Origin of the sequence: Pseudomonas sp. WSY_20, from assembly GCF_043104335.1 — a bacterium.
GTDB lineage: Bacteria > Pseudomonadota > Gammaproteobacteria > Pseudomonadales > Pseudomonadaceae > Aquipseudomonas > Aquipseudomonas parafulva_B.
The window spans coordinates 64,823-87,762 of record NZ_JBICKP010000014.1 but is presented as its reverse complement, the minus strand read 5'-3'; the positions used below and the strand labels follow the sequence as shown (position 1 = coordinate 87,762).

Sequence of the window (22,940 nt, the reverse complement as noted above, 5' to 3'; positions counted from 1 at the left end):
GACGCTATTTCTGGAATGGTTTCACAAAGGTAATCTTAGGCTCTTTCCACGGCCCAACTACCCGGTAATGCACGCTGGCAAAGCGCGACACCCGGTCGCCGATCAGGCGGTCGACCAGAAACAGTGCGCCGCCCACGGCCGGGGCGCCGACGATCAACGCTGCCAGGGGGAGGTTGTTGGTGACCGGCAGGCTGACCTGCAGGTTGGCAGCGACCCGCTCACGCACCATGTCCAGCGTACCATCGAGTTCGAAATCGCTCGACGGGCCGGTGACCTTGATCGGCGTGCGGGTTACGTAGACCCCTTCACTGGCCACCAGCAGCCCCTTGAGTCGGTCGTAGGCCAGGCCCTTTTCGAACAGGTCGGAGAAGTCCAGGCGCAAGCGCCGGCCGATGGCGTTGAAGTTCAATAAGCCAAATACCCGCAACGCTTGCGCCCCACCGTCTACCTCGACGAACTGCCCGCTGTGCAGCACCGCATCGAGGCTGCCGGAGAAGCGTTTCAGGCTGATCGCCGCCGGGGATCCCGGCCACCGCCCGTCCACGTCCATGCGAAAGTCCCGGCTGGTTACCGTCGGGGCAAAGCCCCAGGCCGTGAGCACATCGCCCAGTTGCTTGCCCTGCACGCGGCCTTTGTACCAGCTCGTGCCGCCCGCGCCATCCCAACCACCGCTGCCGTCGATACGCAGCCCCTTGAGGTTCAGATCGATGTCGCTGGCGTTCACACCGGTACGGGTCGGGCGCAGCTTGATCGCAGCGCTGCCGTACAGATCGTCACCGCGGTAGAACCTATCGATGCGTACGTCCAGCGGCGGCACCTTGCGCGGGTCGAAGGACGCCAGCGGATCGGCGCCGTCTTCGTCCTGCGCCTGGTCGGCATTGCCTGCAGGCAGGCGCAAGGTTTGCAGCCGCACGACGATAGGGGCGCCTTCGGCGTCTGGCACACGCGCGTCACCCACCACCTGCCGACTGTCCAAGCGCACGTCCCAGGCCGCCGACCCACGTGCCAGGCGCACCCTCGACTGGTTCAGTTCCGTACCGTAAGCCTTCAGGGTTCCTATGCTCAGGTCCACGCTCTGCAAAGTCTGCCGCGCACTGCCGCCGGGATCGTCGCCCCCGAGCTTCTGCGCCTGAGCCTGCCAAGGGTCAAGGTCCAGGGTATCGAGGTGCCCACGAACGCGCAGGCCGCGCCCGCCAGGAGGCTGCACTTGCCCAGCGCCAAGCAGCAACTCGCCAGCACCCTGGTCCAGGTGCTCGGCGGGTGCTACATAGGCCAGCCGGGCGAGATCGGTGTAGGCGGCGTCGATGCGCCGTTGCGCGCCTTGCAGGTTCATGCTGAAACGGCTGGCCCGGCTGTCGGCGGGCGCTTTGCCAAAGGGTGCCGGCAGGTCGATCGACAGGCCTTTGAGGTCCGAATCGACGCTCAACAGGTTTTCACGTGCGCCAATGCTCAACTGCAGCTGGTACGGTAGCTCGCCCGAGGCTGGCAGTGACTGGTCGAAATGCAGCCATTGGGTCAGCGCCTGCAGCGAAACCCGACCGCTGGCACTGATTCGTGTCTGCATCTGCCCCGGTTCGCCTTCAGCCGCGATCTGCGCAGTGACCGGCTTGCCGAATGCCTGCAGGGAAATGCCCTTGCCACTGAGGCCCTTGTCATAGTCGAAGCTGAAGTCGCCCTTCAAGCGCGTGAGCTCAAGCTCAGGCGAAGCGATCTTGAGCCGCGCATCGCGCGTGGCGAAATCCACCTTTACCTTGGGCTGCTGCCCATGGGCCAGCGGTATGTCCAGCTTGACCTTGCCTTTGAGGGGGCCCTCGCCTTCCCAGCCGGCGAAGATCTCATGGGTGCCGATGGGCGCTTGCTTGAGTATCTTGAGCCCGTCCACCAGGCCACCGTCGAAATTGCCGTCCAAGTGCAAGTGGCTATCACCGTTGCCTTCCACATGTGGAATGTCGACGTTCACGTCGCTGACCTTGGTATCGAGCAGCACGCCGCGTTGTGCCTTGATGCGCACACCGCTGTCCTCGATGAACACGTCCCCGTCCACATGCTGTACCTGTGGCCAGCCGGGCTGGAAGTCCAAGGTGGCATCATGCACCTTGAAGAACAGGCTGATGCTGCGGGCTTCGGGCCTGGCGCCGTGATTGAGCGAGCCTTGGTACTGGAAATAACCCTGGTCGACGCTGCCTTTGACGATTGCGCTGCGCAGCCATTGGTCCAGGGCCGGGCTCAATACCTCAGGCAGGTACTTGGCGGTGTAGCGGCCATCGCCATCGGTCAGACCGACACGCAGGTCCATGTAGTCTTCACGGCCTTGCTCGAACAACAGGCGGATGAGGAAGTCGCCTGCTATCTTGCCCTCCTCGCCCACGACCTTCAGATAAGGGGCAATCAGGGTGAAACCTGCCTTGTCCAGCGTCCAGGTCAGGCGCGCATTGGCTTTCTGGTAGTGCCAGGGTTTGGCGAAGATCGGATCCAGGTGCAGCATGAACGCGTCGGTATCCAGACGCAGCTCGCCGTGCCCAAGGTCGCCGCTGATGCTGCCATTCACGTTACCGGCAGCCGGGGCACCGTGATACGCATCGAAACCCACGCGCTCCAGGTTGCCTTCAAACGCCAACCGGCGATCACCGTCGGCATGGGGCCGGGCCGTCAGTTGCACGTTGCGCAAGGCACCTGTGACATTGAGGCCATCGACCACCGCCAGCGCCTGCTGGCCCATGGGCGCCAAGGCGTGGATCAACGGCGTGAGGGGGGTCAGCTCCAGACGATCGGCCTGCACCTGCCAGCTTTCACCAGCCGGCGCAGCACCGTTGCGCTGCCTCAACCGCAGCCGCGACGCCCAATGCGTGTCGCCTAGGTCCATCGCCAGTGAGTCGACAACGACGTCGAAGCCCTCATCCTGACGCTTGAACCAGGCATTGAGGGCCAGATTGTCTACCTTGGCCGGTTTGCGCGTGTCATAGGCCCCTTCAAGGTGCGGCGCATTCAGGCGTACGGCGCCCTGGTGCAACTGGCGGTCGCGCCAGTCGAACCAGGCCTCGCCGCCAGCCTGAAGCACCTGGGCATGCCACTGCCCCAACAGCCGAGGCGGCAACCAGCGCGCCCAGTCACTGTCCGGCAGGTTGAGGTAGCCGTCTACCTGCGCGTCACGCCAGGCCTCGGCCGAAGCCCGGCTGCGCGCGCTCAGCGTCAGTGGTTGGCCATCTGGCAAGGTTGCCCGTAGGTCCAGCGATTGCCGCGAAGGCCCTGCCAGCAAGCCTGCGCTGACATAGGTCAGCGTCAGCGGATCACGCTGCCAGGCGTGCAGGGTGACCTGACTGTCGAACACATCGACCCGCCCAAGCCGGCGCAGGTCCTTGAGCAATTGTTCGGGTTGCAGCGGTGCGTCGTCCTGCTTGGGCAGGCCCTCGAGCTTCCACTCGCCGTTTTCATCCTCGCGGGCGATCAGTTGCAGGCCGGCCAGCTGGATGCGCGCCAGGCGCACTTGACGTGCGACCAGGCTGCCCCAGACATCCGGCACCACGATGACGTCATCGAGCCGCAAGGCCGTGGCGCCTTCACCGATTTGCAGGTCGTGTACGGTCAGCACCGGTGACAGCCTGCTCCAGCGGCCCTGGAGCGCGCCAATGTGCACGGGCACACCCAGTGCCTCGGCGACCTTGGCCTGCACCGTGCTGCGGTACTCGGCCACCAGCGGCACCAAGGCCCGGCCGAGGCTGGCGTACAGCGCCACTGCGATAAGCAGCAAGGCGCAAGCCCCCAATCCCCAACGGGTCAGGACACTCAGAACGCGGCTTAGACGTCCCATGGCCATGGCCCTCCAGGTCGTATATGCATAATGGCCCGTGGTGCCGTTTTCGCCATGCCGACCGAAGCGCGTCGGGTTTCAGCAGGCCTCAGAGCAGCACCACGTCATACTGCTCTTGCGAATACATCGACTCGACCTGGAAGCGAATGGTTCGCCCGATGAATGCCTCGAGTTCAGCCACGTTGCCAGACTCTTCGTCCAACAGGCGATCGACCACCTTCTGATTGGCCAGCACGCGATAGCCTTCAGCCTGGTAAGCGCGGGCTTCACGCAGGATTTCGCGAAAAATCTCGTAACAGATGGTTTCGGGGGTTTTGAGCTTGCCTCGTCCCTGGCAGGCCTGGCACGGTTCGCACAGCACCTGCTCAAGGCTCTCCCGGGTGCGCTTGCGGGTCATCTGTACCAGGCCCAACTCGGTGATGCCGATGATGTTGGTTTTGGCGTGGTCGCGCTCCAGCTGTTTTTCCAGCGTTCGCAGCACTTGGCGCTGGTGATCCTCGTCCTCCATGTCGATGAAGTCGATGATGATGATGCCGCCAATGTTGCGCAGCCGCAGTTGCCGGGCAATGGCGGTGGCGGCCTCCAGGTTGGTCTTGAAGATGGTTTCTTCCAGGTTGCGGTGGCCCACGAAAGCGCCGGTGTTGACGTCGATGGTTGTCATCGCCTCGGCCGGATCGACCACCAGGTAGCCACCCGACTTCAGTGGCACCTTGCGATCCAGGGCGCGCTGGATTTCGTCTTCGACACCGTACAGGTCGAAGATGGGCCTTTCGCCTGGGTAGTGTTCGAGACGGTCGGCGATTTCAGGCATCAGCTCTTGCACGAACTGCGTGGTGCGCTGGAAGGTTTCCCGAGAGTCGATGCGGATTTTTTCGATCTTCGGGTTGACCAGGTCGCGCAGGGTACGCAGCGCCAGGCCCAGGTCCTCGTAGATGACCAGGGGTGCGCCACAGGTCTTGATCTGCGCCCCGATCTGCTCCCATAACCGTCGCAGGTAGCGGATGTCCTGCAGGATTTCCTCAGCCCGCGCGCCCTCGGCGGCGGTGCGCAGGATGAAGCCGCCGGCCCCTTGTATGTTCTCGCTGTCTACGCAGTCGCTGACCACGCGTTTAAGGCGTTCACGCTCGGCCTCGTCCTCGATCTTGAGCGAAATGCCCACGTGGCTGCTGCGGGGCATGTAGACCAGGTAGCGCGACGGGATCGACAACTGGGTGGTCAGCCGCGCGCCCTTGCTGCCGATGGGGTCCTTGGTGACCTGCACCACCAGCGCCTGGCCTTCATGGACCAGGGCGGTGATGTTTTCCACCGCCGAGCCTTCGCGCTGCGAAATTTCCGAGGCATGGATGAATGCGGCCCGTTCCAGCCCGATGTCCACGAACGCCGCCTGCATGCCGGGCAGCACCCTGACCACCTTGCCCTTGTAGATATTGCCGACGATGCCGCGACGCTGGGTGCGCTCGACGTGCACTTCCTGCAGTACCCCGTTTTCCACCACCGCCACGCGTGACTCCATCGGGGTGATGTTGATCAGGATCTCTTCGCTCATGGCAGGTTCTCGTCCAGGGTCTTGTTCTAATGATGGATGGCGCAAACGGTGCTGGCTACTGCGGGCGTGTCACCTCAGGTGTCGAGGCCGCCGGTTGCCAGCAAGCGATGCCGAAGCGCTCGAGCAACTGTGCCGTTTCACTCAATGGCAGACCGACCACGGCCGAATAGCTGCCCATTAGCCCGGTGACGAATACCGCGCCCAGCCCTTGGATGGCATAGCCGCCCGCTTTGTCCGCTGGCTCGCCGCTGGCCCAGTAGCGCTGGGCCTCCTGCTGGTCGATGAGGCGAAAGCGGACAGTGCTGCTGACACACAGGCTCTCCACACGCTTGCCGTCATCGAGCGCCACTGCCGTCAATACCTGGTGTTCGCGGCCAGACAACCGGGCCAACATGCCAAGCGCGTCGTCACGGTGCTCGGGCTTGCCGAGAATGCGGCCGTCAAGCACCACGGCCGTGTCAGCGCCCAGCACCACAGCGCCTGCGTTCGCCATCTTGGCAGGTTCGAGACTGGCGCGACCGGCTGCAGCCTTGGCTTTGGCCAGGCGCTGCACATACGCCTCTGCGCTTTCGCCAGGCAGCGGGGTTTCATCGATGGGCGCGCTGGCCACCCTGAAGGGCACACCGATCTGCGTCAGCAGCTCACGCCGCCGTGGAGAGCCGGAAGCCAGGTATAGCGGGGTCATTCGGACATCTCCCTGTCAGCGGCCACCAAGCCGTCAATTGATGTGCAAGCGTCGGCGAAGATCGCGCAAGGCAAAGCTGATCCATGGCCAGAGCAGCGCGCTGATCACGGCCGACCAGACCAGCGCCAGGGTTGGCAGGCGATTGCCGGTCAGGGCGCTGAGCCACAGCTGAAGCAACTGCGCAATGCCGAAGACCACCAGAATGATCAGGCTTTGCTGCCACATGGGGAACATGCGCAGGCGCTGTTGCAGGGACAGCACGAGGAATGTGATCAGGGTGAGGATCAACGCGTTCTGCCCCAACAGGGTGCCGTACAGCACGTCCTCGGCCAGGCCAAGCATGAACGCTGTGGCCATGCCGACCTTGTGCGGCACGTTCAAGGTCCAGAACGACACCAGCAACGCCAGCCACATGGGGCGAAAGACTTCCATGAACTGCGGCATGGGCGAGACGCTGAGCAGCAGGCCGACGACAAACGTCAGCCAGATGACCCAACCATTGTTGCGGCGCGATGCGGCCATCACTGCCTCCGGGGTTGAGTGGGCACAGCGGGTGCTGCGGCCGGGCTTGCAGGCTGTGCAGCAGGCGCCGTTGCAGGCATACCGGGCTGGGTGGCAGGCGCAGGGGTCGCGGCAGGGGCGGTGTTTGCGGGCGTGCCGTTCACAGGCGTGCCTTGACCGGTCGTACCAGTACCCTGAGCAGGAACCGCCCCCCCCTTGCGGTCCGCTTCTTCCTGGGCAATCGCGGCATCGGTGGCGCGCTGCTCGGGCGTGCGCCGGTCGCTGAACACCAGCAGCATGTAACGGCTACGGTTGAGCGCCGCGGTGGGGATGGCGCGCACGATGGCGAATGGCTGGCCGGAATCGTGGATCACCTCGTTGACGGTGGCCACGGGATAACCGGCGGGGAAACGTTGGCCCATGCCGGAGCTGACCAGCAGGTCGCCTTCCTTGATGTCCGCCGTATCGGCCACATGGCGCAGCTCGAGGCGCTCAGGGTTACCGGTACCGCTGGCGATGGCGCGCAAACCGTTGCGGTTGACCTGCACGGGAATGCTATGGGTGGTGTCGGTGAGCAGCAAGACCCGCGAGGTATAGGGCATCAGTTCGACCACCTGCCCCATCAAGCCGCGGGCGTCGAGCACCGGTTGACCGAGAAACACGCCATCGCGCTCACCCTTGTTGATCAGGATGCGGTGGGTGAAGGGGTTGGGGTCGACACCGATCAACTCGGCAACTTCGACCTTTTCGTCGACCAGCGCCGAGGAATTGAGCAGCTCCCGCAGGCGCACGTTCTGCTCGGTCAACGCCGCCAGCTTCTGCAGGCGGCCTTGCAGCAGCAGGGCCTCGGTCTTGAGTTTCTCGTTTTCGGCAATCAGCTCGTTGCGGCTGCCGAACTGGCCCGCCACCCCTTGCCAGGCGCGTTGCGGCAAGTCGGTGATCCAGTACGATTCCATGAGCACCAGGCCCATCTGGCTGCGGACAGGCTTGAGCAGGTCGAAGCGCGCGTCGACGACCATCAACGCGACCGACACCACCACCAGGACGAGCAGGCGAACGCCCAGCGAGGGGCCCTTGGAGAAAAGCGGTTTAATGGGCCGTTCCTCGTGGACGACTCAGGAAGTCATTGGACATGGGACAAGGCACCAGCCTGGTTGCGAATTGATGGATGAGGCACCCAAACGGGCACCGGCCAGCACATACAGGTAGCACTGTGCGTGCTACCTGTAAACCGGGGCTCACGAGCAGCGAGTAAGCGTCACTCGCTCGAGAGCAGGTCCATTGCGTGCTTATCCATCATTTCCAGGGCTCGACCGCCCCCGCGTGCGACACAGGTCAGCGGGTCTTCGGCGACGATGACCGGCAGCCCGGTTTCCTGGGCCAGTAGCTTGTCCAGGTCACGCAGCAGTGCGCCGCCGCCGGTCAACACCAGGCCACGTTCGGCGATGTCGGAAGCCAGTTCAGGTGGCGATTGCTCCAGGGCACTCTTGACCGCCTGGACGATGGTCGCCAGCGACTCCTGCAGCGCTTCGAGCACTTCGTTGGAGTTCAGAGTGAACGCACGCGGTACGCCTTCGGCCAGGTTACGGCCGCGGACATCGACTTCACGCACTTCACCGCCCGGGTAGGCAGTACCGATTTCCTGCTTGATGCGCTCGGCGGTGGATTCGCCGATCAGGCTGCCGTAGTTACGGCGCACGTAGGTCACGATGGCTTCGTCGAAGCGGTCGCCACCCACACGCACCGATTCGGCATACACCACGCCGTTGAGCGAGATCAGCGCGATTTCGGTGGTACCGCCGCCGATGTCGACGACCATGGAGCCACGGGCCTCTTCGACCGGCAGGCCGGCACCGATGGCAGCGGCCATGGGTTCTTCGATCAGGAACACTTCGCGGGCACCTGCACCCAGGGCCGACTCGCGAATGGCGCGGCGCTCAACCTGGGTGGACTTGCACGGCACGCAGATCAGCACGCGAGGGCTGGGCTGCAGGAAGCTGTTCTCATGAACCTTGTTGATAAAGTATTGCAACATTTTTTCGCAGACGCTGAAGTCGGCGATCACGCCGTCCTTCATCGGACGAATGGCTGCGATGTTGCCAGGCGTACGGCCCAGCATGCGTTTGGCTTCGGTACCGACGGCGACGACGCTTTTCTGATTGCCATGGGTACGGATGGCAACAACCGAGGGCTCATTCAGGACGATACCGCGCTCACGCACGTAAATTAGGGTGTTGGCAGTACCCAGGTCGATGGACAGATCGCTGGAAAACATGCCACGCAGTTTCTTGAACATGGGAAAGTGACCCTGGGGAAAGCGTGGGTAAAAAAGTGCGGCAAACTCTAACAATGGCAGGGATTTTGGGCAAGGAGCCAATATGTTAAATTGGCTGTTTTTCCGAGCATGCCAGCCGATGATCGCGGCCATTGGACCGCCAAAAAGCTGACATGTTCCTCATTGCGGACACTGAATCCGTTCTTTCTATCCTTCTGGAGATCCCCATGGCGCTTGAACGCTGCGACGTGGAAAAGATCGCGCATCTGGCCCGACTGGGCCTAAATGATGGCGAACTGCCACGCATTACCGACGCCTTGAACAGCATCCTCGGGTTGGTCGACCAGATGCAAGCGGTGGACACCGCCGGCATCGAACCCCTGGCTCACCCCCTGGAGGCCAGCCAGCGCCTGCGCCCCGACCAGGTCACCGAGCACAACCAGCGCGACGCTTATCAGGCCGTCGCCCCGCAGACCGAGAACGGTCTGTACCTGGTTCCGAAAGTCATCGAGTAAGGGATAGAGCCTGCCATGCATCAATTGACCCTGGCCGAGATCGCCCGCGGACTCGCCGACAAGTCGTTTTCCTCCGAAGAGCTGACCAGCGCCCTGCTGGACCGTATCAAGCAGCTCGACCCACAGCTCAACAGCTTCATCACCGTGACCGACGAGCTGGCCCTGGGCCAGGCACGTGCCGCCGATGCCCGCCGTGCCGCTGGCGAAGGCGGGGCATTGCTGGGCGCGCCCATTGCCCACAAGGACCTGTTCTGCACACAGGGCGTGCGCACCAGCTGCGCCTCGAAGATGCTCGATACCTTCAAGGCGCCCTATGACGCCACCGTGGTGGCCAAGCTTGCCGAAGCCGGCATGGTGACGCTGGGCAAGACCAACATGGACGAGTTCGCCATGGGTTCGGCCAACGAATCGAGCCACTACGGCGCGGTGAAGAACCCCTGGAACCTCGAGCACGTACCCGGTGGCTCGTCCGGCGGCTCGGCCGCTGCCGTAGCCGCGCGCCTGTTGCCGGTGACCACCGGCACCGACACCGGCGGCTCGATCCGTCAGCCGGCCGCGCTGACCAACCTCACCGGCCTCAAGCCCACTTACGGGCGCGTCTCGCGCTGGGGCATGATCGCCTATGCCTCAAGCCTGGATCAGGGCGGCCCCCTGGCCCGCACGGCCGAGGACTGCGCGCTATTGCTGCAAGGCATGGCCGGCTTCGACGCCAAGGACTCGACCAGCATCGAGGAGCCGGTTCCCGACTACAGCGCCACCCTGGGTGATTCGCTGCAAGGGCTGCGCATCGGTCTGCCGAAGGAGTACTTCGGTGCTGGCCTGGACCCGCGCATTGCCGACCTCGTACAGGCCAGCGTCAAGGAACTGGAAAAGCTCGGCGCGGTGGTCAAGGAAATCAGCCTGCCGAACATGCAGCACGCCATCCCGGCGTACTATGTGATCGCCCCGGCAGAAGCGTCCTCGAACCTGTCGCGTTTCGACGGTGTTCGCTTCGGTCATCGCTGCGAAGCGCCCAAGGACCTGACCGACCTGTACAAGCGTTCCCGTGGCGAAGGCTTCGGCGCCGAAGTGCAGCGCCGGATCATGGTCGGCACCTACGCCCTGTCGGCGGGCTACTATGACGCCTACTACGTGAAGGCCCAGCAAATTCGCCGCCTGATCAAGAACGACTTCATGGCTGCCTTCAAGGACGTCGACCTGATTCTCGGCCCGACCACCCCCAACCCGGCCTGGAAACTGGGCGCCAAGAGCAGCGATCCGGTTGCCGCCTACCTCGAGGACGTCTACACCATCACGGCCAACCTCGCGGGCCTGCCAGGCCTCTCGATGCCAGCCGGCTTCGTCGATGGCCTGCCGGTGGGCGTGCAGTTGCTGGCGCCCTACTTCCAGGAAGGCCGCCTGCTTAACGTAGCCCATCGCTACCAGCAGGTGACCGATTGGCACACCCGCGCCCCTAACAGCTTCTGAGGAACAGACACATGCAATGGGAAGTTGTGATCGGGCTGGAAATCCACACTCAGCTCGCCACCCAGTCGAAAATCTTTTCCGGTAGTGCCACCACGTTTGGCTCGCAACCCAATACGCAGGCGAGCCTGGTCGACCTGGGCATGCCAGGTGTACTGCCGGTCCTGAACCAGGAAGCGGTACGCATGGCGTGCATGTTCGGCCTGGCCATCGATGCCGAAATCGGCAAGCGCAACGTGTTCGCGCGCAAGAACTACTTCTACCCTGACCTGCCCAAGGGCTACCAGATTAGCCAGATGGACCTGCCCATTGTGGGCAAGGGCCATCTGGACATCGCCCTGGAAGACGGCACCATCAAGCGCATTGGCGTGACCCGCGCCCACCTGGAAGAAGATGCGGGCAAGAGCCTGCACGAAGATTTCAGCGGCTCCACCGGCATCGACCTGAACCGTGCCGGCACCCCGCTGCTGGAAATCGTGTCCGAGCCCGACATGCGCAGCGCCAAGGAAGCGGTGGCCTACGTCAAGGCCATCCATGCGCTGGTGCGCTACCTGGGCATCTGCGACGGCAACATGGCCGAAGGGTCGCTGCGCTGCGACTGCAACGTGTCGATCCGGCCCAAGGGCCAGACCGAGTTTGGCACTCGCTGCGAGATCAAGAACGTCAACTCGTTCCGCTTCATCGAGCGCGCGATCAACAGCGAAATCCAACGCCAGATCGACTTGATCGAGGACGGCGGCAAGGTGGTCCAGGAAACGCGCCTGTACGATCCGAACAAGGACGAAACCCGTTCCATGCGCAGCAAGGAGGAAGCCAACGACTACCGTTACTTCCCCGACCCGGACCTGCTGCCGGTGGTCATCGAGGACAGCTTCCTGGAAACCGTGCGCGCCGGCTTGCCGGAACTGCCCACCCAGAAAGTCGAGCGCTTCCAGAGCCAGTACGGGCTGTCGGCGTACGATGCCAACGTACTGGCCTCGAGCCGTGAACAGGCGGACTACTTCGAGGAGGTGGTCAAGCTCGGGGGCGACGCCAAAATGGCCGCCAACTGGGTCATGGTCGAGCTGGGCAGCCTGCTCAACAAGCTCGGCATCGAGATCGACCAGGCCCCGGTCACCGCCGCACAGCTGGGCGGCATGCTGGTGCGCATCCGCGACAACACCATCAGCGGCAAGATCGCCAAGACCGTGTTCGAGGCCATGGCCGCAGGTGAAGGCGATGCCGACACCATCATCGAAAGCCGTGGCCTCAAGCAGGTCACCGACAGTGGCGCTATCGAATCGATGCTCGACGAGGTGCTGGCGGCCAATGCCGAACAGGTCGAACAGTACCGCGCCGCCGACGAGGCCAAGCGCGGCAAGATGTTCGGCTTCTTCGTCGGCCAAGCCATGAAGGCATCCAAGGGCAAGGCCAACCCTGGGCAGGTGAATCAGCTGCTCAAGACCAAGCTCGAAGGTTGACCGTACCCTCCAGCGGGGGCTCGCCCTCGCTGACAGACCAGCCGAGGCTGACCAGCGCACCCTGGTCAACCTTGGTTTGTCCCGCGCCCGGTCACAAGCTGCGGCGCACTGGAGTACCTGCATGTTGAAACGTTCTCTGGCCAGTTTGGCCCTCTTTTCCTGTCTGGCAGGCTGCGCCAGCCATGACATCGACCCGCGAGGATATGACCGCACGGGTACTGCCTCCTACTACGGTGCCCGCCATCACGGCAAACGCACCGCCAGCGGCGAGGCGTTCAATCAGCATGGCCTGACGGCGGCTCATCGCAACCTGCCGTTCGGCAGCCGGGTGCTGGTGACCAACCTGGCCAATCGACGCAGCGTCGTGGTCCGTATCAATGACCGCGGCCCGCACGCCCGCAGTCGACTGATCGACCTGTCTCGGGCTGCCGCTGAAAAAATCGGCATGGTGCGTAGCGGAACAGCGCGCGTGCGAGTACAAGGTCTTAGTGACTGACGCCCAGGAGCCCTACCATTTTCGATCTGGCCACCCTCCCCACGTTCAGCCTGCTGCAGCTGGGCATCGCCTTGCTGCTGTTGGTCGCAGGCGCCGAACTGCTGGTACGGGCTGCACTGCGCCTGGCGCAACGCCTTCATGTCCGGCCGCTGATCATCGGGCTGAGCCTGGTGGCATTCGGCAGCACCGCACCCCAGTTGACCCTCAGCCTGCAGGCCGCCTACCAAGGCGCACCGGACGTTGCCGTGGGCAGCGTCATCGGCAGCAACATCTTCAATGTGCTGGCCATTCTTGGCCTGGCAGCCCTGGTCATTCCGCTTCGCGTCTCTCGCCAGCTGGTACGCCTGGATATCCCGTTGATGATCCTGGCCAGTGCCTTGGTCTACGGGTTGGCTGCCAATGGCTATCTGGGACGCGTTGAAGGCGTGTTGCTGCTGCTGGGGCTGGTGGGTTATCTGGCCATGCTCTGGCACCAGTCCCGTCACTACGCACGCACCTACCCTGCCCCGCCATCGGTGCCACAAAGCCCGGCGCGCTTCTGGTGCGCTGCGCTGCTGTTGGTGATGGCAGGCCTGGGGCTGCTGAGCCTGGCCGGTCATCTGCTGCTCGACGCGGCCGTGGAGGTGGCCACCGACCTGGGCCTGTCCGAGCGCGTCATCGGCCTTACGGTGGTGGCCATCTGCACATCGTTGCCGGAATTGGCGGCAGCCCTGATCGCTGCCTTGCGCGGTGAACGCGAGATCGCCGTGGGCACGGTGATCGGCAGCAACCTGTTCAACCTGCTGGGCGTGTTGGGCCTGACCGCCGTGGTGACCCCCGAGCCCTTGTCGATTTCGCCCAATGCACTGGATTTCGACCTGCCCGTCATGCTGGGCGTGGCCGCGTTGAGCTTGCCGGTGTTTTATTCGGGTTATCGCATCACCCGGGCCGAAGGACTGGTGTTCCTGTGCCTGTACCTGGCCTACGGCCTGCACATCGCCGCGTTCACCATGGGCATGCCACTGGCCGAGCGCCTGGAGCGCCTGATGCTGCTCTATGTATTGCCCGTGCTGGCGGTGGTGTTGGTGTACACCACGGTGCGCGCCTGGCGCCGCCAGCATTGAGTACCGAGCGTCAGGTCAGCGGCTGGCCTGACGAGCCTTCTTCAACTTGAAGGCTACCCACAGCAGCAGGATCCAGCCCGGGATCAACATCACAGAGATGCGAATAGGTGGCGTCAGGTACATCACCACCAAAATCAGCACGATGAAGGCCAGGCACAGGTAGTTGGTGAACGGATGACCCAAGCTCTTGTAGAAGGGCTGTACTCCTGCCGCGCGCTTGGCCTTGCGGAACTTGAGGTGGGTGATGCTGATGCTGGCCCAGTTGATCACCAATGCCGACACCGCCAGTGCCATCAGCAGGCCAAAGGCTTGGCCGGGCATCAGGTAATTGATCACCACGCACAGGCCCGTGGCCAGGGCAGAAATGCCTAAAGCTGCCAGGGGTACACCGCTGCGGCTGACCTTGAGCAACTGACGTGGGGCATCGCCTTGGCTGGCCAGGCCGAACAGCATGCGGCTGTTGGCGTACACGCAGCTGTTGTAAACCGACAGCGCCGCTGTCAGGACCACGATGTTGAGGACGGTCGCGACCAGGTCGCTGTCCAGTTCATGGAAAATCATCACGAACGGGCTACCGCCTTGTACCACTTTCTGCCAAGGGTACAGCGAAAGCAGCACCGCAAGCGCGCCGATGTAGAAGATCAGGATCCGGTAGACCACCTGGTTGGTGGCCTTGGGTATGCTCTGGCGCGGATTGTCGGCCTCGGCGGCCGTGATGCCTACCAGTTCCAGGCCACCGAACGAAAACATGATCACGGCCAGGGCCATGACCAGGCCGGTCACGCCATTGGGGAAGAACCCGCCGTATTGCCACAGGTTGGCCACACTGGCATCCGGGCCGCCGCTGCCGGTGCTGAGCAACCAGGCGCCGAAACCTATCATGCTGACGATGGCCACGATTTTTACCAAGGCGAACCAGAACTCCATCTCACCATAAACCTTCACCTGGGTGAGGTTGATCAGGTTGATCACCACGAAAAAGATCGCGGCCGTGGCCCAGGTTGGAAACTCAGGCCACCAGTACTGGACGTAGATACCCACCGCCGTCAGCTCGGCCATGCCGACCAACACGTAGACTACCCAGTAGTTCCAGCCAGACACGAAGCCTGCGAACTCGCTCCAGTACTGGTGGGCAAAATGGCTGAAGCTACCGGCGACCGGCTCTTCCACGACCATTTCCCCAAGCTGGCGCATGATCAGGAAAGCCATCAGGCCAGCAATGGCATAGCCCAGCAAGACCGAGGGGCCGGCCAGCTGAATGGTCTGGGCGATGCCCAGGAACAACCCTGTGCCGATGGCGCCGCCGAGCGCGATCAGCTGGATGTGACGATTCTTCAGCCCGCGCTGTAACCGCTCGGGCGTGCTCTGGTCTTGCATGAAGTGTCCTTTCGCTCAGTGAGGCAATGCTGTTGCTGTTGTTTGCAGTCAAGGATCTAGATCCATCCGCCCCACTGCAAGATGAAAATACCAATGTTGGTGGTGATCGCGGCCATTAGCGTGGTGATCACGATGATCGAAGCGGCCAATTCATGGTTGCCGTTGGCCGCCCGCGCCATCACGTAGCTGGCCGCTGCGGTAGGGCTGCCGATGTAGAGGAACAGGATGCCCAGTTCAGCGCCGCGAAAACCACAAAGCCAGGCGCCAAGGGTACCGATCAGCGGCAGCCAGGCCATTTTTACCAGGCTGGCGTCCACGGCCAGCCGGCCGCTGTCGCGCAGAGCCGTCAGCGACAGGGTGCCGCCAATGCAGATCAGGGCCAGGGGCAGCGTCATCTGCGCCAGGTAATCACCGGAGGTAAGCAGCCAATTTGGCAACGGGACTTGGCCGTAGGCCATGGGAATGGCGACCAGCACGCTGAGGATCAGCGGGTTTTTCAGGATGCTTTTGAGAATGCTCCACGGGTCGGACTTCAGATCGGGGCTGTAGACCGCCAGCACGATGGCAGACAACGAGTTGTACAACAGGATCACCAACCCGGCCAACACTGCACCCAATGAGATGCCATAGTCGCCGTACAAGCTTGCGGCCAGTGCCAGGCCAATCACGCCGTTGTTGCCGCGAAAGGCCCCTTGGGTGTAGATGCCTCGGTCGGCCCACGGGCTGCGCCAGACGGCCATGCCCCAGGCGATGGCAAATCCGGCCAGGGTGGCCACCGTGAAATAGAGCATGATCCCAGGCCGGACCGCAGCCGCCAGGTCGGCATGATAGATGCCCAGAAACAGCAAGGCCGGCATGCAGACGTTGAACACCAGTTGCGAGGCGACCTTGTTGAAGTTGTCGTCGATCAGGTGGATACGGCGAAGCAACACGCCCAAAAACAACATGGCGAAAACGGGCGCCGTGATGTTCAGCGTCTGGATGAGAAGGGCAAGCATGGGCGCACAATCCTGAAAGGGGGGTTGCCGTTAGGGGGCTAATGATACGCCAACGGCCAGGATTTGCGGGCATTGTGCCGTGATGGCCTTGCAAGCGGCCCTGCTGGAGTACTGAACCGGACGCGATGGGCCGCACAGCGGCCGCAGGATTTCAAACTCGCAGCCCCATTACATCTGGGCTCATCGCGGCCGGTCCGGCGTCCGCCAAGATCGCGCCTGCAGCAGCATTCAGCGCCGCACTGGCCGCTTCTGCAATTTGCGCTGCAATGTCCGGCGGTGCATGCCCAGCGCGCGCGCGGTCGCCGAGATGTTGCCCTCGTGCTCGTTCAGCACGCGCTGGATGTGTTCCCACTGCAGACGGTCCACGGACATGGGGTTTTCCGGCACCAGCGTGTCCAGGTCGGTGTGCTCGGACAGCAAGGCCGCCAGCACGTCGTCAGCGTCAGCCGGTTTGCACAGGTAGTTGCAGGCGCCGCGCTTGACCGCTTCCACTGCCGTGGCGATGCTCGAGTACCCGGTCAGGATGACGACCCGCATTTCCGGGTCCAGCTCCAGCAGCTTGGGCAGCAGCACCAGGCCCGAATCCCCGTCCATTTTCAGGTCGAGCGTGGCGTAGTCCGGCAGGTCTTGCTGGGCCAAGATCAAACCTTCTTCGGCCGAGCTGGCGGTGCTCACCCGAAAGCCCCTGCGGCTCATGGCCCGGGCCATCACCCGGGTAAAGGTAGCATCGTCGTCCACCAGCAGCAGGTGCGGCAGCTCTTCGGTTTCGACCTGGTTTTCTTCACTCATCATGCTTCTCCTCGCGTGCCGTGTGGCAGGCGCAATTCGGTCAGGGTGCCACCTTGTTCATGACTATAGAGTTTCACTGAGCCACCCGCACGGGTGACGCTGGCCTTGCTCAGGAACAGGCCCAGGCCGAAGCCCTTGCCCTTGGTGGTAATGAAAGGTTTGCCAATGGCTTCGGCGATGGCTGGCGGTACGCCAGGGCCATGGTCGCGGATGCTGATGACGATGTCCTGGTGATCCCAATCCAGGCGCACCTCCAGGTCATCGGGACAGGCATCGGCGGCGTTGTTCAACAGGTTGAGCAGCGCCTGGGTCAGATCAGGCGGCGGCGTCAGCCGGGGGACAAGACCATCACGCAGGCGCTGGAAGCGGTAACTGGCTTCCGGGCGCATCAGGTGCCAGCGGTTGAGGGCCTCGTCGAGCCAGACGGTGACGTCCTGCTCGACGATGGCCAGCCGGCGATTGGCCTCGGCTGCGCGAACCAGCTGTTGCAGGGTTTCCTTGCACAGCTTGACCTGGTCCTGAAGGATCTGCAGGTCTTCCTGCAGCAGCGGATCAGTGTGATCCTGGCGCATCTCGTTGAGCAACACGCTCATCGTCGCCAGCGGCGTACCCAGCTCGTGGGCTGCGCCCGCAGCCTGGGTGGCCACGGCCAGCAACTGCTCATCGCGCAGGCTTTCTTCGCGGCGCTCCGAGCGCAGCTGCTCCTGGCGCCGAAGTTCCTCGGCCATGCGCGCGGCAAAGAAGGTGATCACCGCGGCGGCCAGCGCAATGCTCAGCCACATGCCGTAGACCTGCATCTTGTCCCGTGCCAGTGGCAGGCCTTCGAGCGGGTAGAACTGCACCAGCAGCAGGCTGTAGGCCGTCAGCGCGATGCCCGACAGAATCAGCGAATACAGCCAGGGCAGCGTAACCGCCGCGATCGCCAGCGGCACCAGGTAGTAGGACACGAAGGGGTTGGTCGAGCCGCCGGAGTAGTACAGCAGGGCGCTGTGTATCAACAGGTCGCACGCCAGTTGCAGGGCATATTCGAGTTCGGTGACCGGCAGCGACAGGCGCAGGCGCAGGGCCGTGAACGCGCACAGCAGCGAGGACAAGGCCAGGGTGCCGGCCAGCGACAGCCAGGGCAGTGGCAACAGCTCGGTCCAGTAGGCCACGCCCACCGAGCCGGCCTGGGCGGCCAACACAAGAACGCGAATGACGGTCAGTCGCCAGAGGTTCTGGCGTGTAGCGGACAGCGGTTGTACGGCGGCGAGCATGAGCTCTCCTGATGAGTGCTCCAGAAAATCGGCTGGAGTATACCGAAGCGGGACATGCTGCTGCAGTGATGCGGCAAACCGCCACACTTTGTCACAGCTTCATGGGGCCAGCGCTGAACCCACTACACTGTTCCCGGTCTGATGGGCCATGCGTGGAATGGATGGCCACACCCCACGCTTTCATCTGCCAAGGAGCACCTTATGCTAATCCAACGTCGCGGCGCTGCCCTTCTCTTGTCCTGCGGTCTGCTGGCCAGCCTGCCAGCGCTGGCCGCCGATGAACCGCGCTTCAACCAGGTGTCGCTGCGCGCCGAAGTGAGCAAGGAAGTGGCACGCGACCTGATGGTCGTGACCCTCTACAGCGAAGCGCAGAACACCGACCCGAGCAAGCTTGCCAAGCAGATCACCGAGACCATGAACAAGGCCGTGCAGCAGTCGCGCCAGGTCAAGGACGTCAAGATCAGCCAGGGCAGCCGCAACAGCTACCCGGTGTACGACACCAAGGGCCAGAAAATCACCGGCTGGCGCGAGCGTGCCGAGCTGCGGCTCGAAAGCGCGGACTTCCCGGCGCTTTCACAGCTCACCGCCGAGCTGCTGCAAGACCTGAAAATGGGCGGCATGGACTTCTCCATCGCACCGGCTACCCGCAAGTCCAGCGAAGACGCGCTGCTCAAGGAGGCCGTCGACGCGTTCAAGGCGCGCGCCCAGTTGGCCACCGAAGCCCTGGGCGGCAGCGGTTACAAGGTGGTCAGCCTCAACTTGAACAGCAGCGGCTACCCACGTCCTTACCTGCGCAGTGCGCCGATGGCGATGAAAGCCATGGCAGCAGACGAGGCTGCGCCCGCGCCGGACATCGAGGCGGGCACCAGCGAAGTGAGCATGAACGCCGATGGCTTGATCGAAGTTCAGATGCCCTGACCTCAAGGGGGCAGGAGCAGGTCCAAGGCCAGCCCCTGACCAGCAGCAGATGCCCTGGCGCCTTCACTGGCCCGCCAGGGCATTTCTTCTTCCCCTAACGGTTAGCCCGCATTTTAAGAGATTTCCTACACCCTCTTAAGCCTTTCCCGACATCTTCCTTTAATCAGCAATATTCTGAAAAAAGCCACCATTTTGCCCTCGCAAACGTTTAACTCCGTCAAAAGTTACACCGATGCGACATTCATGTACTCCCGTGCCACATTTCAAGTCCAGACTAACCTTGTGCATATTGCATTGGGCCCACCCCTGCATAAGTATCCGCAGGTCGGCTCACGAGGCCGCCTCTTCTGAACAATGACAACAATGAGGCCAACATGCTCAAACATGCAGTCATTCCGTTCCTGCTAGGCGCAGGTTTGCTCACCGGCGCGCCGTCGGCCTTCGCCGCTTCCAACCTGGTGTTCTGTTCAGAAGGCAGCCCGGCCGGTTTCGACCCGGGGCAATACACCACCGGTACCGATTTCGACGCCTCTGCCGAAACGGTTTTCAACCGGTTGACTCAGTTCGAGCGAGGCGGCACCGCGGTCATTCCTGGGCTGGCAACGCGCTGGGAGGTGGCGGAGGATGGCAAGACCTACACCTTCCACCTGCGCGAAGGCGTGAAGTTCCACACCACCGATTACTTCAAGCCCACCCGCCCGTTTAATGCGGACGACGTGCTGTTCACGTTCAACCGCATGCTCGACAAGGACCATCCGTTCCGCAAGGCCTACCCCACCGAGTTCCCATACTTCACCGACATGGGCATGGACAAGAACATCGCCGGCGTCGAGAAACTGGACGACCATACGGTCAAGTTCACTCTCAACGACGTCGACGCCGCTTTCATCCAGAACCTGGCCATGAGCTTTGCGTCCATCCAGTCCGCCGAGTACGCCGACCAGTTGCTCAAGAATGGCAAGGCCGCCGACATCAACCAGAAGCCGATCGGCACCGGCCCGTTCGTGTTCAGCAAGTACCAGAAAGACGCGCAGATTCGCTTCAAGGGTAACAAGGACTACTGGAAACCCGAGGACGTGAAGATCGACAACCTGATCTTCGCCATCACCACCGATGCTTCGGTGCGCATGCAGAAACTCAAGAAGAACGAGTGCCAGGTCACGCTGTTCCCGCGCCCGGCCGATATCGCCCCGCTCAAGCAGGACCCCAAGCTGCAGATGCCCCAGCAGGCGGGCTTCAACCTGGGCTACATCGCCTACAACGTGATGGACCAGGTCAAGGGCAGCAACCAGCCCAACCCCATGGCTCAACTCAAGGTGCGCCAGGCGCTGGACATGGCCGTGGACAAGCAGAAAATCATCGAGTCGGTCTACCAGGGGGCAGGCCAGCTGGCGGTCAATGCCATGCCACCGACCCAGTGGTCGTATGACAGCAGCATCAAGGACGCTCCCTACGACCCGGACAAGGCCCGCCAATTGCTCAAGGAAGCGGGCATCAAGGACGGCACCGAAATCACTCTTTGGGCCATGCCGGTCCAGCGCCCATACAACCCCAACGCCAAGCTGATGGCCGAGATGCTCCAGGCAGACTGGGCCAAGGTCGGTATCAAGGCCAAGATCGTCAGCTATGAATGGGGCGAGTACATCAAGCGCTCCAAGGCGGGCGAACAGGGCGCCATGCTCATTGGCTGGAGCGGGGACAATGGCGACCCTGACAACTGGCTGGGCACCTTGTATGGCTGCGACGCCATCGACGGCAACAACTTCTCCAAGTGGTGCTACAAGCCCTACGATGACTTGATCAAGCAGGCCAAGGCCACCTCCGACCAGGCCAAGCGCACCGAGCTTTATCAGAAAGCCCAGCACATCCTCAAGGAACAGGTGCCGATCACCCCGATCGCCCACTCCACCGTCTACCAGCCCATGAGTGCCAAGGTGAAGGACTTCAAGATCAGTCCATTTGCCCTGAACGCGTTCTACGGCGTCAGCGTGGACAAATAGCCTGAGGGCTGCGCCCGCCTGACGGGCGCCTGACCCACCCAATCCATACCCCGTCGTCCCGCTGCCAAGCGTGCGGGACAGGCGAACTGTTGCCGCGATTCGTGCCCGGAGCCGGCCCCGCACCCAAAAGGACTTAGCATGCGCCACGTGACCCGACTTTCTACACTGCTCGCCCTGACCCTCCTCGGCCAGACGCCAGCGGTGCTGGCCAACAACCTGGTGTTCTGCTCCGAAGGCAGCCCGGCCGGTTTCGATACCGCCCAATACACCACCGCCACCGACAATGACGCCGCCCAGCCGATCTACAACCGCCTGGTGGAGTTCGAACGCGGCGGCACGGCGGTGCACCCTGCCCTGGCCACCCGCTGGGAAGTCAGCGAGAACGGCCTGCGCTACACCTTTCACCTGCGCGAAGGCGTGAGCTTTCACAGCAACAAGGCCTTCACCCCCAGCCGTCCCTTCAACGCAGACGACGTGCTGTTCACCTTCAACCGCATGCTCGACAGGCAGCACCCGTTTCGCAAGGCCTACCCCACCGAGTTTCCCTACTTCGTCAGCATGGGCCTGGACAAGAACATTGCAGGCGTCGAAAAGACCGACCCATACACCGTGGTGTTCACGCTGCACACGGTAGACGCCGCGTTCATCCAGAACCTGGCCATGAGCGTTGCATCGATCCTGTCCGCCGAATACGCCGAGCAACTGCTCAAGACCGGGCGGCCCAGCGACATCAACCAGCAACCGATAGGCACCGGCCCGTTCGTGTTCCAGCGTTACCAGAAGGACTCGCAGATCCGCTACAAGGCCAACCGTGCCTACTGGGCGCCCGAGCAGGTGAAGCTCGACAACCTGGTGTTCTCGATCAATGTCGACCCGTCGGTGCGCATCCAGAAACTGCGCCGCAACGAGTGCCAGGTCACCCTGCATCCGCGGCCGGCCGACCTGCCAGGGCTCAAGCAGGACCCCAAAGTGCAGGTCTTGCAGCAAGCAGGGTTCAACCTGGGCTATATCGCCTACAACACCCAGCACCCGCCATTCGACCGGCTTGAGGTGCGCCAGGCCATGGACATGGCGGTCAACAAGCAAGCCATCCTGCAGGCGGTGTACCAGCAAGCCGGGCAACGGGCGGTCAACGCGATGCCGCCCACACAGTGGTCCTACGACACCAGCATCACCGATGCACCCCATGACCCGGACAAAGCCCGCCAGCTGCTCGAGCAGGCCGGGGTCAAGCCTGGCACCGAAATCACCCTGTGGGCCATGCCGGTGCAACGCCCCTACAACCCTAACGCCAAGCTGATGGCCGAAATGCTCCAAGCCGATTGGAGCAAGCTGGGCTTCAAAGTGCGCATTGTCAGCTACGAATGGGGCGAATACATCAAGCGCCTCAAGAGCGGTGAGCACGATGTGGCGCTGATCGGTTGGACTGGTGACAACGGCGACCCCGACAACTGGCTGGGCACGCTATACAGCTGCGATGCCATTGGCAGCAACAACTACTCGCAATGGTGCGACCCGCAGTACGACAGCCTGGTCAAGCAAGCCAAGCAGGTCACCGACCAGGCCCAGCGCACCACGCTCTATCAGCAAGCCCAGCAGCGGCTCAAGCAGCAGGTGCCGATCACGCCAGTGGCCCACTCAACTGTCAATCAGCCCCTGAGCACCCAAGTGTCCGGGTTCAAGGTCAGCCCGTTCGGACGCAACGATTTTTCCGGCGTCAGCGTCGATTAGCACCGCCGGGCAGGCGTG

General features: G+C 62.9%; 18 protein-coding genes. 8 read left to right on the top strand and 10 right to left on the bottom strand.

Translation table 11 applies throughout. From position 1 onward, the window contains the following. Positions 1-4: 4 nt before the first annotated feature. From ACF8E5_RS02540 to mreB, 6 genes are all read right to left on the bottom strand, one after another. On the bottom strand, positions 5-3,814 hold the full coding sequence (locus ACF8E5_RS02540; protein ID WP_392474874.1) for a YhdP family protein: 3,810 nt from the start codon (positions 3,812-3,814) through the stop codon (positions 5-7). Between the two features lie 82 nt (positions 3,815-3,896). After that, entirely contained in the window at positions 3,897-5,354 is a 1,458-nt protein-coding gene (gene rng / locus ACF8E5_RS02535; protein ID WP_058604402.1) for a ribonuclease G, read from the bottom strand. A gap of 55 nt (positions 5,355-5,409) precedes the next feature. Next, positions 5,410-6,039: a nucleoside triphosphate pyrophosphatase gene (locus ACF8E5_RS02530; protein WP_058637492.1), complete on the bottom strand. Its 630-nt coding sequence runs from the start codon at positions 6,037-6,039 to the stop codon at positions 5,410-5,412. 33 nt (positions 6,040-6,072) lie between these two features. Beyond that, entirely contained in the window at positions 6,073-6,561 is a 489-nt protein-coding gene (gene mreD, locus ACF8E5_RS02525; RefSeq protein WP_058637491.1) for a rod shape-determining protein MreD, read from the bottom strand. Next, complete coding sequence (gene mreC / locus ACF8E5_RS02520) at positions 6,561-7,592, bottom strand: rod shape-determining protein MreC (protein ID WP_230384360.1); 1,032 nt, start codon at positions 7,590-7,592, stop codon at positions 6,561-6,563. Before mreC ends, mreD begins: the two co-directional genes overlap by 1 nt. Positions 7,593-7,798: 206 nt before the next feature. After that, positions 7,799-8,836, bottom strand: coding sequence for a rod shape-determining protein MreB (mreB, locus tag ACF8E5_RS02515; RefSeq protein ID WP_003255163.1), 1,038 nt, complete (start codon positions 8,834-8,836; stop codon positions 7,799-7,801). Between the two features lie 206 nt (positions 8,837-9,042). Here mreB and gatC point away from each other — a divergent pair, with 206 nt between their 5' ends. The 5 genes from gatC to ACF8E5_RS02490 all read left to right on the top strand — a co-directional run bounded on the left by gatC (position 9,043) and on the right by ACF8E5_RS02490 (position 13,853). Beyond that, positions 9,043-9,330, top strand: coding sequence for an Asp-tRNA(Asn)/Glu-tRNA(Gln) amidotransferase subunit GatC (gene gatC, locus ACF8E5_RS02510; protein WP_023533299.1), 288 nt, complete (start codon positions 9,043-9,045; stop codon positions 9,328-9,330). A 15-nt stretch (positions 9,331-9,345) separates the two neighbouring features. Further along, positions 9,346-10,797, top strand: coding sequence for an Asp-tRNA(Asn)/Glu-tRNA(Gln) amidotransferase subunit GatA (gatA, locus tag ACF8E5_RS02505; RefSeq protein WP_392474872.1), 1,452 nt, complete (start codon positions 9,346-9,348; stop codon positions 10,795-10,797). Between the two features lie 11 nt (positions 10,798-10,808). Next, positions 10,809-12,254: an Asp-tRNA(Asn)/Glu-tRNA(Gln) amidotransferase subunit GatB gene (gene gatB, locus ACF8E5_RS02500; RefSeq protein WP_182139080.1), complete on the top strand. Its 1,446-nt coding sequence runs from the start codon at positions 10,809-10,811 to the stop codon at positions 12,252-12,254. 121 nt (positions 12,255-12,375) lie between these two features. Beyond that, positions 12,376-12,750: a septal ring lytic transglycosylase RlpA family protein gene (locus ACF8E5_RS02495; protein ID WP_078479061.1), complete on the top strand. Its 375-nt coding sequence runs from the start codon at positions 12,376-12,378 to the stop codon at positions 12,748-12,750. Positions 12,751-12,809: 59 nt separating this feature from the next. Continuing rightward, the gene (locus ACF8E5_RS02490) at positions 12,810-13,853 is read left to right on the top strand and encodes a calcium/sodium antiporter (protein ID WP_058604398.1); all 1,044 of its coding nucleotides are present in this window, start codon (positions 12,810-12,812) and stop codon (positions 13,851-13,853) included. Positions 13,854-13,868: 15 nt separating this feature from the next. On the opposite strand, the gene ACF8E5_RS02485 is transcribed toward ACF8E5_RS02490, so the two are convergent. The 4 genes from ACF8E5_RS02485 to ACF8E5_RS02470 form a co-directional block, all read right to left on the bottom strand. After that, entirely contained in the window at positions 13,869-15,230 is a 1,362-nt protein-coding gene (locus tag ACF8E5_RS02485; RefSeq protein WP_058637488.1) for an amino acid permease, read from the bottom strand. Between the two features lie 56 nt (positions 15,231-15,286). After that, a complete protein-coding gene (locus tag ACF8E5_RS02480; protein WP_078479064.1) occupies positions 15,287-16,228 on the bottom strand; it encodes an AEC family transporter in 942 nt (313 codons plus the stop codon). Between the two features lie 228 nt (positions 16,229-16,456). Beyond that, positions 16,457-17,017 carry a response regulator transcription factor gene (locus ACF8E5_RS02475; protein WP_058637486.1) on the bottom strand — a complete coding sequence of 187 codons (561 nt, stop codon included), beginning with the start codon at positions 17,015-17,017 and terminating at the stop codon, positions 16,457-16,459. Then, on the bottom strand, positions 17,017-18,273 hold the full coding sequence (locus tag ACF8E5_RS02470) for an ATP-binding protein (protein ID WP_196121706.1): 1,257 nt from the start codon (positions 18,271-18,273) through the stop codon (positions 17,017-17,019). The genes ACF8E5_RS02475 and ACF8E5_RS02470 overlap by 1 nt, the downstream gene beginning before the upstream one ends. Positions 18,274-18,474: 201 nt before the next feature. Here ACF8E5_RS02470 and ACF8E5_RS02465 point away from each other — a divergent pair, with 201 nt between their 5' ends. The 3 genes from ACF8E5_RS02465 to ACF8E5_RS02455 all read left to right on the top strand — a co-directional run bounded on the left by ACF8E5_RS02465 (position 18,475) and on the right by ACF8E5_RS02455 (position 22,922). Beyond that, the gene (locus ACF8E5_RS02465; protein ID WP_058604393.1) at positions 18,475-19,191 is read left to right on the top strand and encodes an SIMPL domain-containing protein; all 717 of its coding nucleotides are present in this window, start codon (positions 18,475-18,477) and stop codon (positions 19,189-19,191) included. A 374-nt stretch (positions 19,192-19,565) separates the two neighbouring features. Continuing rightward, positions 19,566-21,191, top strand: coding sequence for an ABC transporter substrate-binding protein (locus ACF8E5_RS02460; protein WP_058637484.1), 1,626 nt, complete (start codon positions 19,566-19,568; stop codon positions 21,189-21,191). 138 nt (positions 21,192-21,329) lie between these two features. Continuing rightward, positions 21,330-22,922 (top strand): ABC transporter substrate-binding protein, encoded by a 1,593-nt coding sequence (locus ACF8E5_RS02455; protein WP_392474871.1) that lies wholly within the window; start codon positions 21,330-21,332, stop codon positions 22,920-22,922. Positions 22,923-22,940 lie beyond the last annotated feature (18 nt).